Here is a 15,821-nt window from a genome sequence, read left to right as displayed (position 1 = left end):
ACGAGATGATGCGCCCGCTCGACCGCAGCGTCACGTCGTCGGCACGGGTCCACCCGGCATGGCGCATGGCGTCGTCGAGCTGCGCCTCCGACCCGAGCAGGGCCAGGTTGATCGGGTCGCCCAGCAGGCCGTCGCTCGTCCGGGCACGGCCGATGAAATAGTCCGGCACGTAGATCTCGGTCAGGATGCGGTGCAGCCGCGGCAGCACCAGGTACGCGAGCAGCACCCAGAACAGGACGAAGAAGAGGATGAGGAACCACCCCCACGCGAAGCTCTCGGTGAGCACCAGCCACGCCAGCCACACGGCGGCTGCGCCCCTGAACACGAAGAAGGCGTAGTCCACGGCCGAGCTGACGGAGGCCCGGCGGCGAGACACCGACCGCGTCTTCGGCACCTCCTGCGGCTCCCCCGTGCGGGCCATGGCGCCATCCTAGAGCGCCCGGTGCTCGCGCCGTAGTGTGGGCTCATGACCGACCTGCAGGCGCGCGGCGCCGAACTCCGCCGGCTCCACGACGCACCCGAACTGCTGCAGGTGGTGAACGTGCCGGACGCCATCAGCGCCCGGGTCGTCGCTGGACTGCCCGATACGCGCGCGCTCGCGACGGCCAGCCACTCGATCGCCGCGACGCTCGGCTACGAGGACGGCGAGCACATCCCCCTCGAGCTCATGCTCGACATGGTGGGACGCATCGTCCTGGCCACCGACCTGCCCGTCAGCGCCGACCTCGAGAGCGGCTACGGGAACGCCTGCGAGACGATCCGCCGCGCGATCGGGGTCGGCGTCGTCGGGGCCAACCTGGAGGACCGGATGCGTCCCTTCGAGGAGGCCGTGGCGGAGGTGCGCGCGGCCGTGCGCGCCGGGAGGAGGAGGGCGTCCCGTTCGCCCTCAACGCGCGCACCGACGTCTTCGTGCGCAACGCCTTCCCGACCGACGACGAGAAGATCGAGGAGTCCGTGCGCCGGGCCGGGCGTTCCTCGACGAGGGCGCCACCTGCGTGTTCGTGCCGGGCAAACTGGACGAGCGGACGGTCGAGCGCCTTGTCGGCGGCCTCGGCGAGCGCCGGCTCAGCGTGATCGCGGTCCCCGGCTCCCTCTCCTGCGCGGCTGCAGGAGCTGGGGGTCGCCCGCGTCTCGTACGGCCCGTGGACGCAGCGGGTGGCTCTGACAGCGCTGCGCGACACCGCCGCCCGGCTCTACGCGGGCGGAGCACTGCCGGAGGCACTCAGGCGCTGAACTGACGCGTAGGGTGAGCGCACTGAGCGACTTCCAGGCGATCGTGATCGAGGAGCAGGTCGACGGCGGACGGGTCACCGCCCGCGACGGCGGAGGTGCGACGGGTCACCGACGACTTCCTGATGCCCGGCGAGGTCACCATCGACGTCGAGTTCTCCGACCTCAACTACAAGGAGACGGCCTGGCGATCGCCGGCCGCCCGGGCGTCGCACGCACGTCGCCGCTCATCCCGGGCATCGACGTGGTGGGCACCGTGCAGAGCTCGGAGGACCCGCGGTGGCGCCCGGCGACCGCGTCGTGCTCAACGGCGCGGGTCTCGGCGAATCGCATCACGGCGGCCTCGCCGAGAAGGCGCGGGTGCAGGGCGGCGCGCTCGTCCCGCATCCGGACCTGATCACCTCCGAGCAGGCGGCGGCCATCGGCACGGCCGGCTTCACGGCGATGCTGGCCGTGCTGGCACTCGAACGCACCCGGCGTCGATCCGCACGAGGGCGCCGGCAGCAGCGGCATCCTGGTCACCGGCGCAGCGGGCGGTTGTCGGCTCGGTCGCCGTGGCGCTGCTGTCGAAACTGGGTTGCCCGGTCGCCGCATCCACCGGCCGGGTGGATGAAGGCGAGCCGACTACCTGACGGACCTGGGCGCGTCGGCGATCATCGACTGGTTCCGAGCTCGACGCCCCCGGGCGGCCGCTGCAGTCGCAGCGCTGGGCGGGCGCCGTGGATTGCTGGTGGCGCGGCCAGACGCTGGCGACCGTCCTGGCCTGCGAAGCGGTCACGGCGGAACGGTCGCCGCCTGCGGCCTCGCCCAGGGGCCGGACCTGCCCACCACCGCGCTGCCGTTCATCCCTCCGCGCCGGTGACGCTCGTCGGCATCAACTCGGTGGAGGCTCCGGCCGCGATGCGAGGAGACCACCTGGCGGCGCCTCGCCGCCGACCTGGACGAGGACGTCGCTCGCGGCGATGACGCGAGTTCGTCACGCTCGCCGAGGCCATCCCCGCGGCCGACGACATCCTGGCCGGGCGACTCCGCGAGGCGCACGGTGGTGAACGTCCGCCGCCTGAGCACGGCCACGGTGGACCGGTCGGTATGCTGGCGCCATGATCGTCCTCGCCACCGTCGTGGTCACCCTCGCCGCCGCGCTCCACATCGCGATCTTCTTCATGGAGAGCGTCGCCTGGACCCGGCCGTCGGTGTGGCGGCGGTTCGGCGTCGCCAGTCAGCAGGCCGCCGACACGGTGCGCCCGATGGCGTACAACCAGGGCTTCTACAACCTGTTCCTCGCGATCAGGGCGGTCGTCGGGCTGATCCTGTACGGCGTCGGCCAGCACGCCCGCGGGTCTCGCGCTCATCATCTTCGCGACGTCGAGCATGATCGCGGCGGCCGTCGTGCTGACGACCATCGGGCGCGGGTACCTCCGTCCGGCGCTCATCCAGGGCATCCTGCCGCTCATCGGACTGGTGCTGCTGATCATCGGGATCGATCAACGGCGAGAGCTGATCCAGCTCAGCGCAGCGCCGGGTCGACCGACTCGGGCCGCGAGGCCGCGGCCGATCAGCCGCGAGGCGACCTGCTGCACTGCGGGCGTGCAGGCCCGACGACCGCCAGCCGCAACGGCGCAGGCAGCGGGTCGGGCAGCAGGCGCACGCCCTCCGGCCAGGAGATGAAGCGGTGCGCCGCGAGCTGGATGCGCTGCATGCCGGCGACCGGGGGCATCCGCCGCCGTTGGATGCCGTCGAGCAGGCGGAGGTCCACCTCTCCGGCGGCAGGGTCGCGCAGGGTCGCGGCGAGTGCGTTGGCGGTCGCCACCGCATCCTGCACGGCGTAGTTGACGCCGACCCCGAAGGCCGGGGACATCGCGTGGGCCGCGTCGCCGATGGCGAGGTAGCCACGGCGGTACCAGCGCGGCAGACGGTCGATCTGGACACTGAGCAACTTCAGCTGGTCCCACTCGGTGATGGTCTCGAGCACGGAGCGGAGGTGCGGAGCCGGTCCGGCCACCGTGCGCCGGAACTCCTCGAGACCCGCATCCTGCAGCGCCGCGAATCCGCCCTTCGGGATGATGAGCCCGACCTGCAGGTACTCGTCGCGCTCGATCGTCACCACCATCCCGCCGGCACCGCAGGTAGGCGAGGGTGTGCGGCGGCGGCTCCCGGGGCTTCGGGAGGCGGAACCATACCACGTCGATCGGCACGCCGAACGTCCGCGGGCGCAGCCCGCCTGCTCGCGGAGCTCCGAGCTGCGGCCGTCCGCCGACACGACGAGCCGTCCGCGCACCTCCACCTCGCCCTGGGGTCCGCGCGCCCGCACGCCATGGACCGCGCCGTCCGCCCAGAGCAGCTCCGTCGCTTCGGTCTGCATCAGCAGGCGGAAATGCGGGCTGCCGCCGCCTCCTGCGCGAGGAAGGACAGGAAGTCCCCTGCGGCGCGAGCACGAGGAAGTCGTCGGGAGGCTGCAGCCGCCCGAAGTCGATCGGATGCAGCCGGTTGCCGTTGACCACGACGTCGAGCGAATGGACGCTCGTATGCGGCAGTCCGAGGAAGCGCTCGCGCAGGCCCAGCTGCCCGAGCACGCCGATCGTGGACGGATGGATGGTGTCGCCGCGGAAGTCCCGGAAGAAGTCCGCGTGCTTCTCGAGCACCACACATCCACACCGTTGCGGGCCAGGATGAGGCCCGGCATCGTCCAGCAGGACTGCCGCCGGCGATGAGCGCAGGTCGTGTGCACCGTCTCCATGCTCGGCAGCGTATCCTCCCGGCATGGCCATCATCGGCAGCTTCCTCGTCGCGGCCGCGGCGCTGGTGCGCCTGGCGTTCTTCGCGATGGAGAGCATGCTGTGGTCGATGCCCGCCGTCTGGCGCCGCTTCAGGCTGTCATCGCAGCGGGATGCGGACGTCGTACGGCCGATGGCGTACAACCAGGGCTTCTACAACCTGTTCCTTGCGGGAGGGACGGTCGTCGGACTGGTGCTGTACTGGACGACGCTGCGGCAGGTCGGGTTCGGGCTGATCTTCTTCTGCGGCGTGTGCATGGTGCTGGCGTCGCTCGTGCTGGTGACGACGGGTCGCCGGTTCTGGGGCGCGGCGCTGCTGCAGGGCGCGCTGCCGCTGGCGGGTCTCATCCTGTTCGTCGTCGCCGAGAACGCGTGACGGCCTCGCCGGCAGCCGTCAGTCGATGACCTCGCCGGTGGCCAGCTCGCTGCCGTCGACCCGCAGCGCCTCGACGAGACGGGCGGCGTGCGGGGTCGACACGATGATGCGCGAGTACTCCTCGCCGTCGAGGTCGATGACCACGGCCGCGCGCTGCTTGCCCTTGATGAGCAGGAAGTCCTTTCCGCCGTGGAACTTCCACGTGCCGACCGACAGCGTCAGCGGAACGGCGGCGCCGGGCGCGCGGATGCCGCGGATCCAGATCCACGGATCCTCGGTGATCGCGACCGACCGGATGCTGTCGCGCGGCACCACGAGGTCTTCGCGCTTGACGGACAGCACCTTCTCGGCCCGCGTGAGGTGGATCTCCAGGCGGTCGGGGTGAACGTGCAGGTCGGCCATAGGTCTATCCTGCCAACCCGGCCGCCCGCGCGGGGCAAAAGGAACCTCACAAACCGATTACTTTCCGGGCACCGGATGCTCGCCGTGCGCTGGCATGTATCCTTCTGGTCGTGGCAACGCAGCGACGAACTCCGGGTTCGCGAGACTTCACTTCGTGAAGCCCAACCGAGCCCGTATCGTCGACGCGATCAAGAAGCACGGCGGCCTGGCCCAGGTGGAGTTGGCCGGGGCCACGGGGCTCTCCCCCGCGACCGTCTCCAACATCGTCAAGGAACTGTCGACGTCGGGCGTGCTGCACACCACCCAGAGCATCCGCTCGGGCCGCAGGGCGCAGCACGTGACGCTGGCGCACGCCCTCGGGCTGGTGGTCGGCGTCCACTTCTCCACGCGCCACCTGCGGGTCGCCCTGGCGGACGTGGCCCACACCGTCGTCGCCGAGAACCACATGCCGCTCGCGCGCGACCACCGTGCCGACAACGAGCTCGACAAGGTCTCGCTGCTGCTGAACGACATGCTGGAATCGGTGGACGCATCCCGCGACGACCTGCTCGCGGTCGGCATCGCCGTGCCCGCGCCGATCGACCGCGCCACGGGCACCACCGCCCGCAGCGGCATCATGCGCGGGTGGGACGGCGTCGTCATCGCGGAGTCGATGGAGCGCCGCATCAAGCGGCCGGTCTTCGTCGACAATGCGGCGAACCTCGGAGCCCTCGGCGAGTCCCGCTTCGGGGCGGGCCGCGGCAAGCGCAACACGATCACGCTCGACATCGGCGACGGCATCGGAGCCGGCCTGATCCTGGGCGGCCAGGTGTTCCGCGGCAACCACGGCGTGGCGGGCGAGTTCGGCCACACCGTCATCCGCGAGAACGGGCCGATCTGCCGCTGCGGCAACCGCGGCTGCCTGGAGGCGATCGCGGGCGGACCCGCCATCCTGGACGAACTGCGCGACCACCTGGGCAGCCTCAAGCTGGGCGACGTGGTGCTGCAGGCGATGGCCGGCGACGCCCGCTGCATCCGCGCGATCGGGGATGCGGGCAAGCACATCGGCGTCGCGACGGCGAACCTCTGCAACATCCTGGACCCCGAGCGCGTGGTCGTCGGCGGCGAACCTCGCGGGCCGGCGAGCCTCTGCTCGGCCCGATGCGGCACGCGGTCGAACGCTCGATCATCGTCAACCCGGACCTCATGCCGGACATCGTGCAGGGGCAGCTCGGGACGCGCGCCGCTGCGCTCGGCGCGGTCGCCTACGCCGTCGACTGCGTGTCGATCGGCTCCGGCGGCGTCTCGTACTGAACGCGCTCCACGCTGTCCCCCGAGGACGTCTCGAACCGTTATCGAAACCTTGGATTCAACTCTTGACGCCAAATCCGCCACCTGGCACACTCAACGCAGCCGCCAACGAAGGCGGTCCCGAATCGGAGGTTTTTCAATGAAGATCGCCACCAAGAGAGCGGTCATCGCGTCGGCCGCGATCCTGCTCACAGCCGTCACCCTCACAGCGTGTTCGAACGGTTCCGGCAACAGCTCGGGCGGAAGCACGAAGGACGCCGCCAACGCCCAGATCGGTCTCCTCCTTCCCGACTCCGTCACGGCTCGCTACGAGTCGGCGGACAAGCCCTTCTTCGAGGCCAAGGTCAAGGAGCTCTGCTCGGGCTGCAAGGTGCTCTACGCGAACGCCGACGGCGACGCCAGCAAGCAGCAGCAGCAGGCGGAGTCGATGCTGACGCAGGGCGTGAAGGTCCTCGTCCTCGACCCGTTCGACGGTGAGGCGGCCGCCTCGATCGTCGGCGAGGCGAAGGCGAAGAACGTGCCCGTCATCTCCTACGACCGCCTGATCAACAGCCCGGACAGCGACTACTACATCTCGTTCGACAACGAGAAGGTCGGTCAGCTGCAGGGCCAGGCGCTGGTCGACAAGCTCAAGAAGGACGGCGTGCCCTCGGGCGCCGGCATCCTGATGGTGAACGGCTCGCCGACGGACAACAACGCCACCCTGTTCAAGAAGGGCGCGCACAGCGTCATCGACTCGAGCGGCCTACAAGGTGCTCGCCGAGTTCGACACCCCGGATGGGACCCGGCCAAGGCCCAGGACTGGGTGTCCGGTCAGGTCTCGCAGTTCAAGGACCAGATCAAGGGCGTCTACGCGGCGAACGACGGCACCGGCGGCGGCGCGATCGCGGCCATGAAGGCGGCCAACGTCAGCCCGCTCCCCCCGGTGACCGGTCAGGACGCTGAGCTCGCGGGCATCCAGCGCATCCTCGCAGGCGACCAGTACATGACCGTCTACAAGGCCCTCCAGCCGGAGGCCGAGAAGGCGGCCGAGCTGGCCGTCTCGCTCACCAAGGGCGACAAGCCGAAGGGCGACACCACGGTCAACACGGCCGGCGGCGCGGCGATCCAGTCGTTCCTGCTCACCCCCGTCGCGGTCACGGTCGACAACATCGAGAGCACGGTCGTGAAGGACAACTTCTACGGCTCCGACTCCGTGTCGAAGATCTGCACGGCCGACTACAAGGCCGCGTGCGACAAAGCCGGCATCAAGTAACCCGAAGGACGATCCCGGCCCGGGCTGCGCCCATCCCCCGAGGATGGCGCAACCCGGGCCGGGTGGTTCCGATCTAGCCTGAGAACAGAAAGCATGCTGCGCACAGCTCGAAGGAGAACGCCGTGACCATGGAATCCGCCATCGTGGACGAGGAGCGGTCGACCCGCCGGCCCGTCCTCTCCCTTCGCGGGGTCTCGAAGGGTTCGGCGCCGTCCAAGCGCTCACCGACATCCACCTCGACGTCTATGCGGGCGAAGTGGTCGCCCTGGTCGGCGACAACGGAGCCGGCAAGTCGACCCTCGTCAAGATCCTCGCCGGGGTGCACCCGCAGGACGCCGGGACGATCGAGTTCGACGGGCAGGAGGTGAGCATCCCCTCCCCCGCCGCCTCCCGCGAGCTCGGCATCGCGACCGTCTTCCAGGACCTGGCCCTCTGCGACAACCTCGACGTGGTCTCGAACCTGTTCCTCGGGCGCGAGATCAGCAAGGGCACCCTCGACGAGGAGGAGATGGAGAAGCGCTCGTGGAGCCTGCTCCGACAGCTCTCGGCCCGCATCCCCTCCGTCCGCATCGCGGTCGCATCGCTGTCCGGAGGTCAGCGCCAGACCGTGGCGATCGCGCGTTCCCTCATCGGCGAGCCGCGCGTCGTGATCCTCGACGAGCCCACCGCCGCCCTCGGCGTCGCGCAGACCGCCGAGGTGCTGAACCTGATCGAGCGACTGCGCGAGCGCGGGCTCGGCGTCATCCTGATCAGCCACAACATGGCCGACGTGCAGGCCGTCGCCGACCGGGTGGCCGTGCTCCGCCTCGGCCGCAACAACGGCGACTTCCGGGTGCCGGAGGTCAGCTACGAGGAGATCATCTCCGCCATCACCGGCGCCACGGACAACGTGGTCGTGCGCCGCGCCGAGCGGCTCATGGAGGCCGAAGAATCCACCGAACGGAGCCCGGAAGCATGACGAACGCATCTCGAACCTCGTCCTCGGCGGCAGAGACGCCGGCCGAGCTCGCCGCGGACCTGCAGGACGAGCGGCTCATCCGCGAGGAGGGCCTCGGCGGGGCGGTGCGCGCCTTCGGGCGACGCGTGCGCGGCGGCGACCTCGGCTCGCTGCCGGTGGTCATCGGCCTCGCGGTGATCTGGGTCGTGTTCCAGATCCTCAACCCGAACTTCCTCAGCGCGAACAACCTGGTCAACCTGACGCTGCAGTGCGCGGCGATCGGCACCATCTCGATCGGCATCGTCCTCGTGCTGCTGCTCGGCCAGATCGACCTGTCGGTCGGCTCGGTCAGCGGTGTCGCGGCGGCCATCCTCGGGGTCGGCTTCACGCAGCTCCACTGGCCGCTGTGGCTCACGGTGATCGTCGCCATCCTGGCGGGATCGGCGATCGGTCTGCTCTACGGCTTCCTGTTCACCCGGTTCGGCGTACCGAGCTTCGTGATCACGCTGGCCGGTCTGCTCGGCTTCCTGGGCCTCCAGCTCTGGATCCTCGGCGCGAACAGCTCGATCAACATCCCCTACGACTCGTGGATCGTGAAGTTCGCCCAGCAATGGTTCCTCCCGCCGTGGGCGGCGTACGCCCTGGCGGTGATCGCCGCGGCCGGGATGTTCTACTCGGACTTCCGGCGCAACATCCGGCGCCGCAAGGCAGGGCTGTCGGAGGGCTCCATGACCGTCGTGGCGGTGAAGGCGGTTCTGCTGCTCATCGGGCTCTGCATCAGCGTCTGGTACCTGTCCACCGACCGCGGGACCGGGGCGATGTTCCTGTTCTTCGTGATCCTGGTGGTCGTGATGAACTTCCTGCTGACCCGCACCCGCTGGGGGCGCTCGGTATTCGCGGTCGGCGGCTCGGTGGAGGCGGCACGCCGCGCAGGTATCCGGGTCAACCGCGTGTTCATCAGCGTCTTCATCCTGTGCTCGACGTTCGCGGCGGTCGGCGGGCTGCTAGCCGCGGCGCGCCTCGCGTCGGTGGGCGCGGGGTCGGGCGGAACGGACACCAACCTGAACGCGATCGCAGCAGCCGTGATCGGCGGCACCAGCCTCTTCGGCGGACGCGGCTCGGCGTGGTCGGCGCTGCTCGGCATCCTGGTGATCCAGTCGATCTCGAACGGCCTGACACTGCTCAACCTCGACTCGTCGTACCGCTTCATGATCACCGGTGCGGTGCTGCTGCTCGCGGTCATCATCGACTCGCTGTCGAGGCGGTCGCGAGAGTCGCACGGCCAGGCCTAGCTGTACTGGGTCATGACGTTGGTGTCACTCGGCTGATGGGGGTTGCTCCGATGCCGGTGTGGATGCGTTCAGTGTTGTAGTAGTTGAGCCAGGGTGCAAGAGCTTCGGTTCGTGCTTGGTTGCTGGTGAAGATCTGTCGGTATGCCCATTCGGTGGCGAGGGTTCGGTTGAGTCGTTCGACTTTTCCGTTGGTCCACGGGCAGTGTGGTTTGATGAAGCGCTGTTCGGCGCCGAGTGCAGCGACGGCGGTCTTGAAATCGGTGGAAAGCCGGTAGGCGAACGCGTTGTCGGAGATGACGCGTTCGATCTTGGGGATGCCGCAGCTGGCGAAGAATTCGGCGGCTCGGAGGAGAACACCGGCGGCGGTCTTCCCGGTCTCGTCGTCGTGGATTTCCGCGTAAGCAAGCCGGCTGTGATCGTCGATGACCGCGTGAATGTAGTCGAACCCGATCGGTGTTCTACTGCGGCGTGAGCGGTGATTGATGGTGGTTTGGCCCTCTGCCCGCCAGCCGCCCCCGTCGGGGATCCGACCGAGTTTCTTCACGTCGACGTGCACCAGCTCGCCGGGTCGTTCGCGTTCATAGCGGTTTGTGGTTGCCCGCGAGGCCCGGATGAGCTCTCCGGTCAGCGGGTCACACCACGACAGGCGGGGAACATGATGGCGCAGGAGAATCCTGGACACGGTTCGCGTTGGGACACCGGTCACCGTCGAGATCCTCGCCGGCCCTTGCCGCAATCGTTCCCCTGGCTGCAAGAACGGCCTGCTCGCGTTCCAGGCTGGTTCGAGAGGGGATGACCTCGGACGCGAGGACCGATCGGCCAACCCGGCGACACCCTCGGCGAGGAATCGGCGAACCCATCGATGGGCGCATTGCCGAGAAACACCAAGTTCTTTGGCAACGTGCGCGACCGGCCTGTGATCGGTGACGACACGTTCGACGAGCAAGCTCCTGCCATGAACGGTCAGGCGGGCATTACCGTGGGACACGAGAACCTCCGGGAAGTGAGGGAACTAGACAGCTCCACTAGACCCGGAGGTTCTCCCCTTCCACAAGACCAAAAGCGTCACCAACGTCATGACCAAGTACACCTAGCGCCCGGTCCCGCACGCCAGGCGGGCGTGGGAGAGTGGTGGGATGACCCGGACCACCACCTTCCGCGCCCGCCTGCTCGATCCGGCGCGGAACCGCAGACGGTCACGGTGCGGTCGTCGTCCGACGCGCCGCCGCGCACCCTGCGCCGCGCCGCCGGGGGTGGGGGGACGCTGAACTTCGACGTCTACGCGCTGCTCGACGCCGACGGGTGGCCGGCCTCCGCGACGTACACGTATGTGGAGTCGCTGTCGCGGGAGCCGGCCGCGCCTGACGCGTGACGCGGCGGGGCGCCGCGCCCACCCGAGTGGTGAGAAGATGCTCGAATTCGGGCCGAGTGGCGACATGATGTCGCCACTCGGCGGGAGGCGGGATCGGCGGACGGGCGCGACCCGGCGCGGGCGAGCGGGGTCAGCGGGTGGTGGCGGCGGCCGCCGCCCGGGCGGCGGCGGGGATCGCGTCCAGGATGCGCGTCACCGCGGCGTCGTCGTGCGCGGCGGTGACGAACCAGGCCTCGAACACGCTGGGCGGCAGCGAGACACCCTGGTCGAGCATCGCGTGGAAGAACGCCCGGTAGCGGAACGCCTCCTGCCGCTGCACCTCGGCGTACGTGCGGGGCGCGCGGTCGTACGCGCCGAAGACGAAGCTGAACAGGTTGCCCGCGCGCTGAACCCGGTGCGCCACCCCGGCATCGGTCAGTGCGTCGGAGACGCCATTCGAGATCGTCGCGGCGACGACGTCGAGCCGGTCGTAGACGGCCTCGTCGGCGTTCGCCAGCGTCGCCAGACCCGCCGCGACGGCGACCGGGTTCCCGGAGAGCGTGCCCGCCTGGTAGACCGGGCCGGCCGGAGCCAGGAAGTCCATCAGCTCCGCGCGTCCGCCGAGGGCCGCCAGCGGCATCCCGCCGCCGATGACCTTGCCGAAGGTGACCAGGTCGGGCGTGTAGCCGCGGTCGAGTCCCCAGAAGCCCGCGTCGCTGACGCGGAAGCCGGTGAGCACCTCGTCGAGGATGAGCAGGGCACCGAACTCGTGCGCCAGGTCCGCGAGGGCGGCGTTGAAGCCCTCATCCGGTGGGACCACGCCCATGTTGGCAGCGGCCGCCTCGGTGATGACGGCGGCGATGTCGGGGCCCTGCGCCTCGAAGACCGCGCGCACCGCATCCAGGTCGTTGTACGGCAGCACGATGGTCTGGGCGGCCGTCGCCTCGGTGACCCGGCGGAACCGGGCAGCGCGAGTGTCGCGAGCCCCGATCCGGCCTCGGCGAGGAGGCTGTCGGAGTGCCCATGGTAGTGGCCGGCGAACTTGATGAGCAGCGGGCGTCCGGTGAACCCGCGCGCCAGGCGGATCGCGCTCATCGTCGCCTCGGTGCCCGTGGACACCAGGCGGAGCTTCTCGATGAACGGCACGCGCCCGATCACGGTCTCGGCCAGCACGGTCTCGGCGGGAGTGGACGCGCCGAACGACAGTCCGCGCGCGGCGGCCTGCTGCACCGCCTCCACGACGGCGGGATGGGCGTGGCCCAGGATGGCCGGACCCCACGACGCGACCAGGTCGACGTACTCGCGGCCCTCCGCGTCGGTCACGTACGGACCGCGGGCCGAGACGAGGAACCGCGGCGTGCCGCCCACGGAGCCGTAGGCGCGCACGGGCGAGTTGACGCCGCCCGGAATGACGCGCTGGGCGCGCTCGAACTGCTCCAGATTGATGTCGTTCATCGCAGCCACCCCGCCACCTCGGTCGCCCAGTAGGTCATGATCGCGTCCGCGCCGGCGCGCTTGGCGCCGACCAGGGTCTCCTCGATGATGCGGTTGCGGTCGATCCAGCCGTTCGCGGCGGCCGCCTCCACCATCGCGTACTCGCCCGACACCTGGTACGCTCCACGGGCACGTCGCTGATCGCCGCGACGTCGCCGAGCACATCCAGGTAGCTGAGCGCCGGCTTGACCATCAGGATGTCGGCGCCCTCCTCCAGGTCGAGGCGCGCCTCGCGGAGGCCCTCACGGCGGTTCGCCGGGTCCTGCTGGTATGGCGCGGCGGTCGCCGGAGAGCTGGGAGTCGACGGCCTCGCGGAAGGGGCCGTAGAAGCCGGACGCGTACTTCGCCGCGTAGGCGAGGACCACGACGTCCGTGTGGCCCGCGTCGTCGAGCGCCTCGCGCACGGCGGCGACCTGGCCGTCCATCATGCCGCTGAGGCCCAGCAGCTGGGAGCCGGCCTCGGCCTGCGCCACGGCCATGTCGCGGTAGCGGAGCAGCGTGGCATCGTTGTCGACGTGCCCCCGCGCATCCAGCACGCCGCAGTGGCCGTGGTCGGTGAACTCGTCGAGGCACAGGTCGGTCTGCACGACCAGCGCGTCGCCCACCTCGTCGGCGAGGACGCGCGTGGCGACGTTCAGGATGCCGTCGGGGTCGGTCGCGGCGGAGCCCATGCGTCCCGGGTCTCCGGCACGCCGAACAGCATCAGTCCGCCGACGCCGGCCTCCGCCGCTTCGTTCGCGACCCGCTTCAGCGAGTCGAGGCTGTGCTGGGAGACGCCGGGCATCGAGCCGATCGGGACGGGCTCGGTCGCGCCCTCGCGCACGAACAGCGGGAGGATCAGCTCGGAGGGTGGGCGGGTCTCGAGCGACCAGCCGGCGCATCGCCGGGGTCTGCCGCAGCCGTCGGAGGGCGGATGACGGGATCGCAGTTCACTCCACTCACGTCAGCCTACGCCCGGATCGCTGAGGGTCCTCCGAGCGCGGGTCAGTCGTCCCCGCTGCTGGGCGAGGAAGAGTTCGCGCTCCCGGAGCTGCTCGCGCAGCAGCTCGTCGTACTCTTCTTCCAGCTCGCCGACCCGGCGGCCGGCGTGCCTGACGTTCTCGTCGGCGACGTCGGCTGTGCGCCGGAGTGCCTCCCGGAATCCAGGATCATCCGCCACTCCGTGGTACGCGCTGAAGTGGTAGAACGTCTCGCGCACCTGCTCGACTCGGGATCGGTAGTGGCCGATGTACTCCTCGGCTCGCTCGATCCGCTGCCGCGCCGTCCTGCGCTGCTGCTCCTGGTCGTCCTCCAGCTCGTACAGCGATCGGTGGGTCGTCATCGTATGCTGTTCACCCTCCTTCGCGTAGTCGCTCTGCGCCCGCAGTTCGCCGATACCGCGCTTGACCGTGTCGGCGACGGCACCGGCGAGGACCGCGTTGCTGACGTCGGCGGTCCCGAGGGTGAAGCCGATGCCTGCGGCGGCCGAGGCCACGATCGCGGACTCGCTGAGCTTCACGGCGGCATAGCCCGCCTGGACCAGCGGCGGCATCACGCTGTTCAGGAGCCCGACCGTCGCCCCGTGAACCTGTTCTTCGATCCAGTCCTGGACCTCTTCCACGCCCGCCCGCACCTCGCGGTCGAGCCCGTCGAAGAGCTCCTCCACGAAGGTCGCCAGGTCGATTACACCGTTACCGGACATGAGACCCCTATCCCGCGAGACCGAAGGAGAGGGCCCACCGCGCATCCTGCTCGACAGTGTGGAGCACGGACCGGGTGATGCCCTCCCGAGCTGCCCGACGCGGTCGAGCGTGGTGGTCGACGAGCCGGTCGACCTCACGGACAGCATGTTCGTCGACGTTCAGGTCGACGCGCAGACGGTTGCCCTCGACACAGCTCTCGATGTCGTACGCAGTGACATAGGGCAAGGCCGTCGCAGCGTTCTTCGCGGCCACCAGTCCCTCCTCCATCCGGGGGACGATCCGGCCATTGGCCAGCTTGATCTGAGCCAGGGCGAGCCCGGTGTTGCCGATACTGGCCGCGAGACCCAGGGCGGACGCCGTGTTCACCGCGACCAATGCACCAGCTGCATTCTTGGCCAGCGACCGCATGGCCGCCGGACTACGCGCGATCCCCGCGAGCATCGAGATGCCGAGAGGAAGGGCTGCGGAGGCTCCCGGAATGACTTCGTCCACAACGTTGGCGATGATGTCCTCGAGGCTGTGGCCCTTCACGCCGGCGCCCTCGATCGAGCCATCGGGGTTGGGCGTGAACGCCCCGTTCTTCCCGAGGTTGTGATATTCGAGGGTGGGGCGGCCCGGCCGATCGCCGACGTAGATGGCGGCACCCGTCCTGTTCCCGAAGATGTTGCCGACCACGTCCCAGACGTTGACGTAGTTGTGCAGCCGGCTGCGCCCGGCCTTCGCGTCGGCCGCGATCCGGTTCCGGGCCTGCGGGGACAGATGGTCGTACGGGTCCGGTGCATTGAAGGTCGTGGAATCCCAGTCGTTCTCCCCTGCGACCAGGAGCGCGAGAAGCCCGCCCAGCGAATGGCCCGCGGTGGTGATCGACGACCCCTGATGCTTTACGCGCACACGTTCCGCGAAGAAGAGGGCGTCGAGCACCTGCGAGCCCACGCCCTGCTGCCCGCCGACCACGGTCTCGACGTCTTCCATGAGGTCAGCGCGATGATCCGGATTGGTGCCTGCATACGCGATGACGATGTGGTCTTCGTCGACGACACCTGTGCACGACCGGCGCGACAGCCATCGCCTGGAAGCCATTGACCGGATTGTCCTCGGTATCGAGGCACCCGATACACCCGCTCACCAGCTGCAGTGTAGACCCTGATGAAGGAGTCCTTCACAGTCGGGGGGTCCTGCCACAAGCGATCCACCTTGTAAGCCTCATCGGCCAGATCCATGTACTCCTCGGGGGTCGTCACTCGATCAGCTCCGAGGTCCCGTCGCTATAGATCACGGTCAATGCAACTCGCGCGAAAGGCGTCGGTGCGTCAGGCGGCATACCGGTTCCGCCCACGTACGACACGCTTCTGCCATCCGGCCCTATGATCACGTAATAGTCAGAGCCGCCGACTGTTGCGATGGCGTTGACGCTCCACGACGCGCCGAGCCCCGGTCTGCCGCCATCCCGAGTGAACCGGATCTTCTCGACATTCGGTTGAAACTTGTCCCGGAAGACGATCGCGGACTCCCGCTGCAATTCCTTCACCGGAGGGTCTGGCGTCATGAGGCGATCTCCAATCAACGAGCAGGCCGTCAGACCCGCAATCAGGCAGGCGCTCAGCAGCAGAGCAGTCGCTATCCGTACTCGGCGCATGTCAGCCCGTCCTTTGCATGAATCGGTCGAGCTACTGCGCAACCCGGACCGGACGGAATCAAGCCCGTCACCTTGATAGACGGGCGGTTCTACAGATCATGA

11 protein-coding genes and 7 pseudogenes are annotated in these 15,821 nt (G+C 69.3%); 7 read left to right on the top strand and 11 right to left on the bottom strand.

The features are described from left to right. Window positions 1–7 precede the first annotated feature (7 nt). Window positions 8–169: pseudogene (locus ACRAWC_RS24495) on the bottom strand (LssY C-terminal domain-containing protein); the annotation flags it as partial. Between the two features lie 297 nt (window positions 170–466). Here ACRAWC_RS24495 and ACRAWC_RS24490 point away from each other — a divergent pair. Continuing rightward, window positions 467–1,233 (top strand): annotated as a pseudogene (locus ACRAWC_RS24490) (isocitrate lyase/PEP mutase family protein). Window positions 1,234–1,395: 162 nt separating this feature from the next. Here ACRAWC_RS24490 and ACRAWC_RS24485 read toward each other — a convergent pair. Further along, complete coding sequence (locus tag ACRAWC_RS24485) at window positions 1,396–1,752, bottom strand: hypothetical protein (RefSeq protein WP_431349874.1); 357 nt, start codon at window positions 1,750–1,752, stop codon at window positions 1,396–1,398. A gap of 578 nt (window positions 1,753–2,330) precedes the next feature. Between ACRAWC_RS24485 and ACRAWC_RS24480 the strand changes: the two are divergent. After that, window positions 2,331–2,706 (top strand): annotated as a pseudogene (locus tag ACRAWC_RS24480) (DUF1304 domain-containing protein); the annotation flags it as partial. A 79-nt stretch (window positions 2,707–2,785) separates the two neighbouring features. Here ACRAWC_RS24480 and ACRAWC_RS24475 read toward each other — a convergent pair. Both ACRAWC_RS24475 and ACRAWC_RS24470 read right to left on the bottom strand, forming a co-directional pair. Continuing rightward, on the bottom strand, window positions 2,786–3,592 hold the full coding sequence (locus ACRAWC_RS24475) for an FAD-dependent monooxygenase (protein WP_431349873.1): 807 nt from the start codon (window positions 3,590–3,592) through the stop codon (window positions 2,786–2,788). Between the two features lie 217 nt (window positions 3,593–3,809). Next, window positions 3,810–3,992, bottom strand: a pseudogene (locus tag ACRAWC_RS24470) (hypothetical protein); the annotation flags it as partial. Between ACRAWC_RS24470 and ACRAWC_RS24465 the strand changes: the two are divergent. Next, on the top strand, window positions 3,991–4,380 hold the full coding sequence (locus ACRAWC_RS24465; RefSeq protein WP_431349872.1) for a DUF1304 domain-containing protein: 390 nt from the start codon (window positions 3,991–3,993) through the stop codon (window positions 4,378–4,380). The pseudogene ACRAWC_RS24470 and the gene ACRAWC_RS24465 overlap by 2 nt on opposite strands. A gap of 18 nt (window positions 4,381–4,398) precedes the next feature. On the opposite strand, the gene ACRAWC_RS24460 is transcribed toward ACRAWC_RS24465, so the two are convergent. Next, window positions 4,399–4,782, bottom strand: coding sequence for a hypothetical protein (locus tag ACRAWC_RS24460; RefSeq protein WP_431219703.1), 384 nt, complete (start codon window positions 4,780–4,782; stop codon window positions 4,399–4,401). Between the two features lie 154 nt (window positions 4,783–4,936). Between ACRAWC_RS24460 and ACRAWC_RS24455 the strand changes: the two genes are divergently transcribed. The 3 genes and pseudogenes from ACRAWC_RS24455 (at window position 4,937) to ACRAWC_RS24445 (ending at window position 9,556) form a co-directional block, all read left to right on the top strand. Beyond that, window positions 4,937–7,327: an ROK family protein gene (locus ACRAWC_RS24455; RefSeq protein WP_431349871.1), complete on the top strand. Its 2,391-nt coding sequence runs from the start codon at window positions 4,937–4,939 to the stop codon at window positions 7,325–7,327. A 128-nt stretch (window positions 7,328–7,455) separates the two neighbouring features. Then, window positions 7,456–8,285, top strand: a pseudogene (locus tag ACRAWC_RS24450) (ATP-binding cassette domain-containing protein). Then, window positions 8,282–9,556: a sugar ABC transporter permease gene (locus ACRAWC_RS24445; RefSeq protein WP_431219698.1), complete on the top strand. Its 1,275-nt coding sequence runs from the start codon at window positions 8,282–8,284 to the stop codon at window positions 9,554–9,556. Before ACRAWC_RS24450 ends, ACRAWC_RS24445 begins: the two are co-directional and overlap by 4 nt. Window positions 9,557–9,566: 10 nt before the next feature. Here the strand turns inward: ACRAWC_RS24445 and ACRAWC_RS24440 are convergent, their stop codons facing one another. Next, window positions 9,567–10,544, bottom strand: coding sequence for an IS481 family transposase (locus ACRAWC_RS24440; protein WP_431349870.1), 978 nt, complete (start codon window positions 10,542–10,544; stop codon window positions 9,567–9,569). A 132-nt stretch (window positions 10,545–10,676) separates the two neighbouring features. Between ACRAWC_RS24440 and ACRAWC_RS24435 the strand changes: the two genes are divergently transcribed. Further along, complete coding sequence (locus ACRAWC_RS24435; RefSeq protein ID WP_431349869.1) at window positions 10,677–10,928, top strand: hypothetical protein; 252 nt, start codon at window positions 10,677–10,679, stop codon at window positions 10,926–10,928. 130 nt (window positions 10,929–11,058) lie between these two features. Here the strand turns inward: ACRAWC_RS24435 and hemL are convergent. From hemL to ACRAWC_RS24410, 5 genes and pseudogenes are all read right to left on the bottom strand, one after another. Beyond that, window positions 11,059–12,371: pseudogene (gene hemL, locus ACRAWC_RS24430) on the bottom strand (glutamate-1-semialdehyde 2,1-aminomutase). Next, window positions 12,359–13,282, bottom strand: a pseudogene (hemB, locus tag ACRAWC_RS24425) (porphobilinogen synthase). Before hemB ends, hemL begins: the two co-directional pseudogenes overlap by 13 nt. A 62-nt stretch (window positions 13,283–13,344) precedes the next feature. Beyond that, window positions 13,345–14,082 (bottom strand): hypothetical protein, encoded by a 738-nt coding sequence (locus ACRAWC_RS24420; protein WP_431349868.1) that lies wholly within the window; start codon window positions 14,080–14,082, stop codon window positions 13,345–13,347. Between the two features lie 7 nt (window positions 14,083–14,089). Further along, window positions 14,090–15,004 carry a hypothetical protein gene (locus ACRAWC_RS24415; protein WP_431349867.1) on the bottom strand — a complete coding sequence of 305 codons (915 nt, stop codon included), beginning with the start codon at window positions 15,002–15,004 and terminating at the stop codon, window positions 14,090–14,092. Between the two features lie 316 nt (window positions 15,005–15,320). Continuing rightward, the gene (locus ACRAWC_RS24410) at window positions 15,321–15,719 is read right to left on the bottom strand and encodes a hypothetical protein (RefSeq protein ID WP_431219693.1); all 399 of its coding nucleotides are present in this window, start codon (window positions 15,717–15,719) and stop codon (window positions 15,321–15,323) included. Between the last annotated feature and the right edge of the window lie 102 nt (window positions 15,720–15,821).

This window comes from Leifsonia sp. L25 (assembly GCF_050632895.1).
The sequence above is the reverse complement of the archived record's forward strand: the minus strand, read 5'-3'. Positions and strand labels throughout refer to the sequence as shown.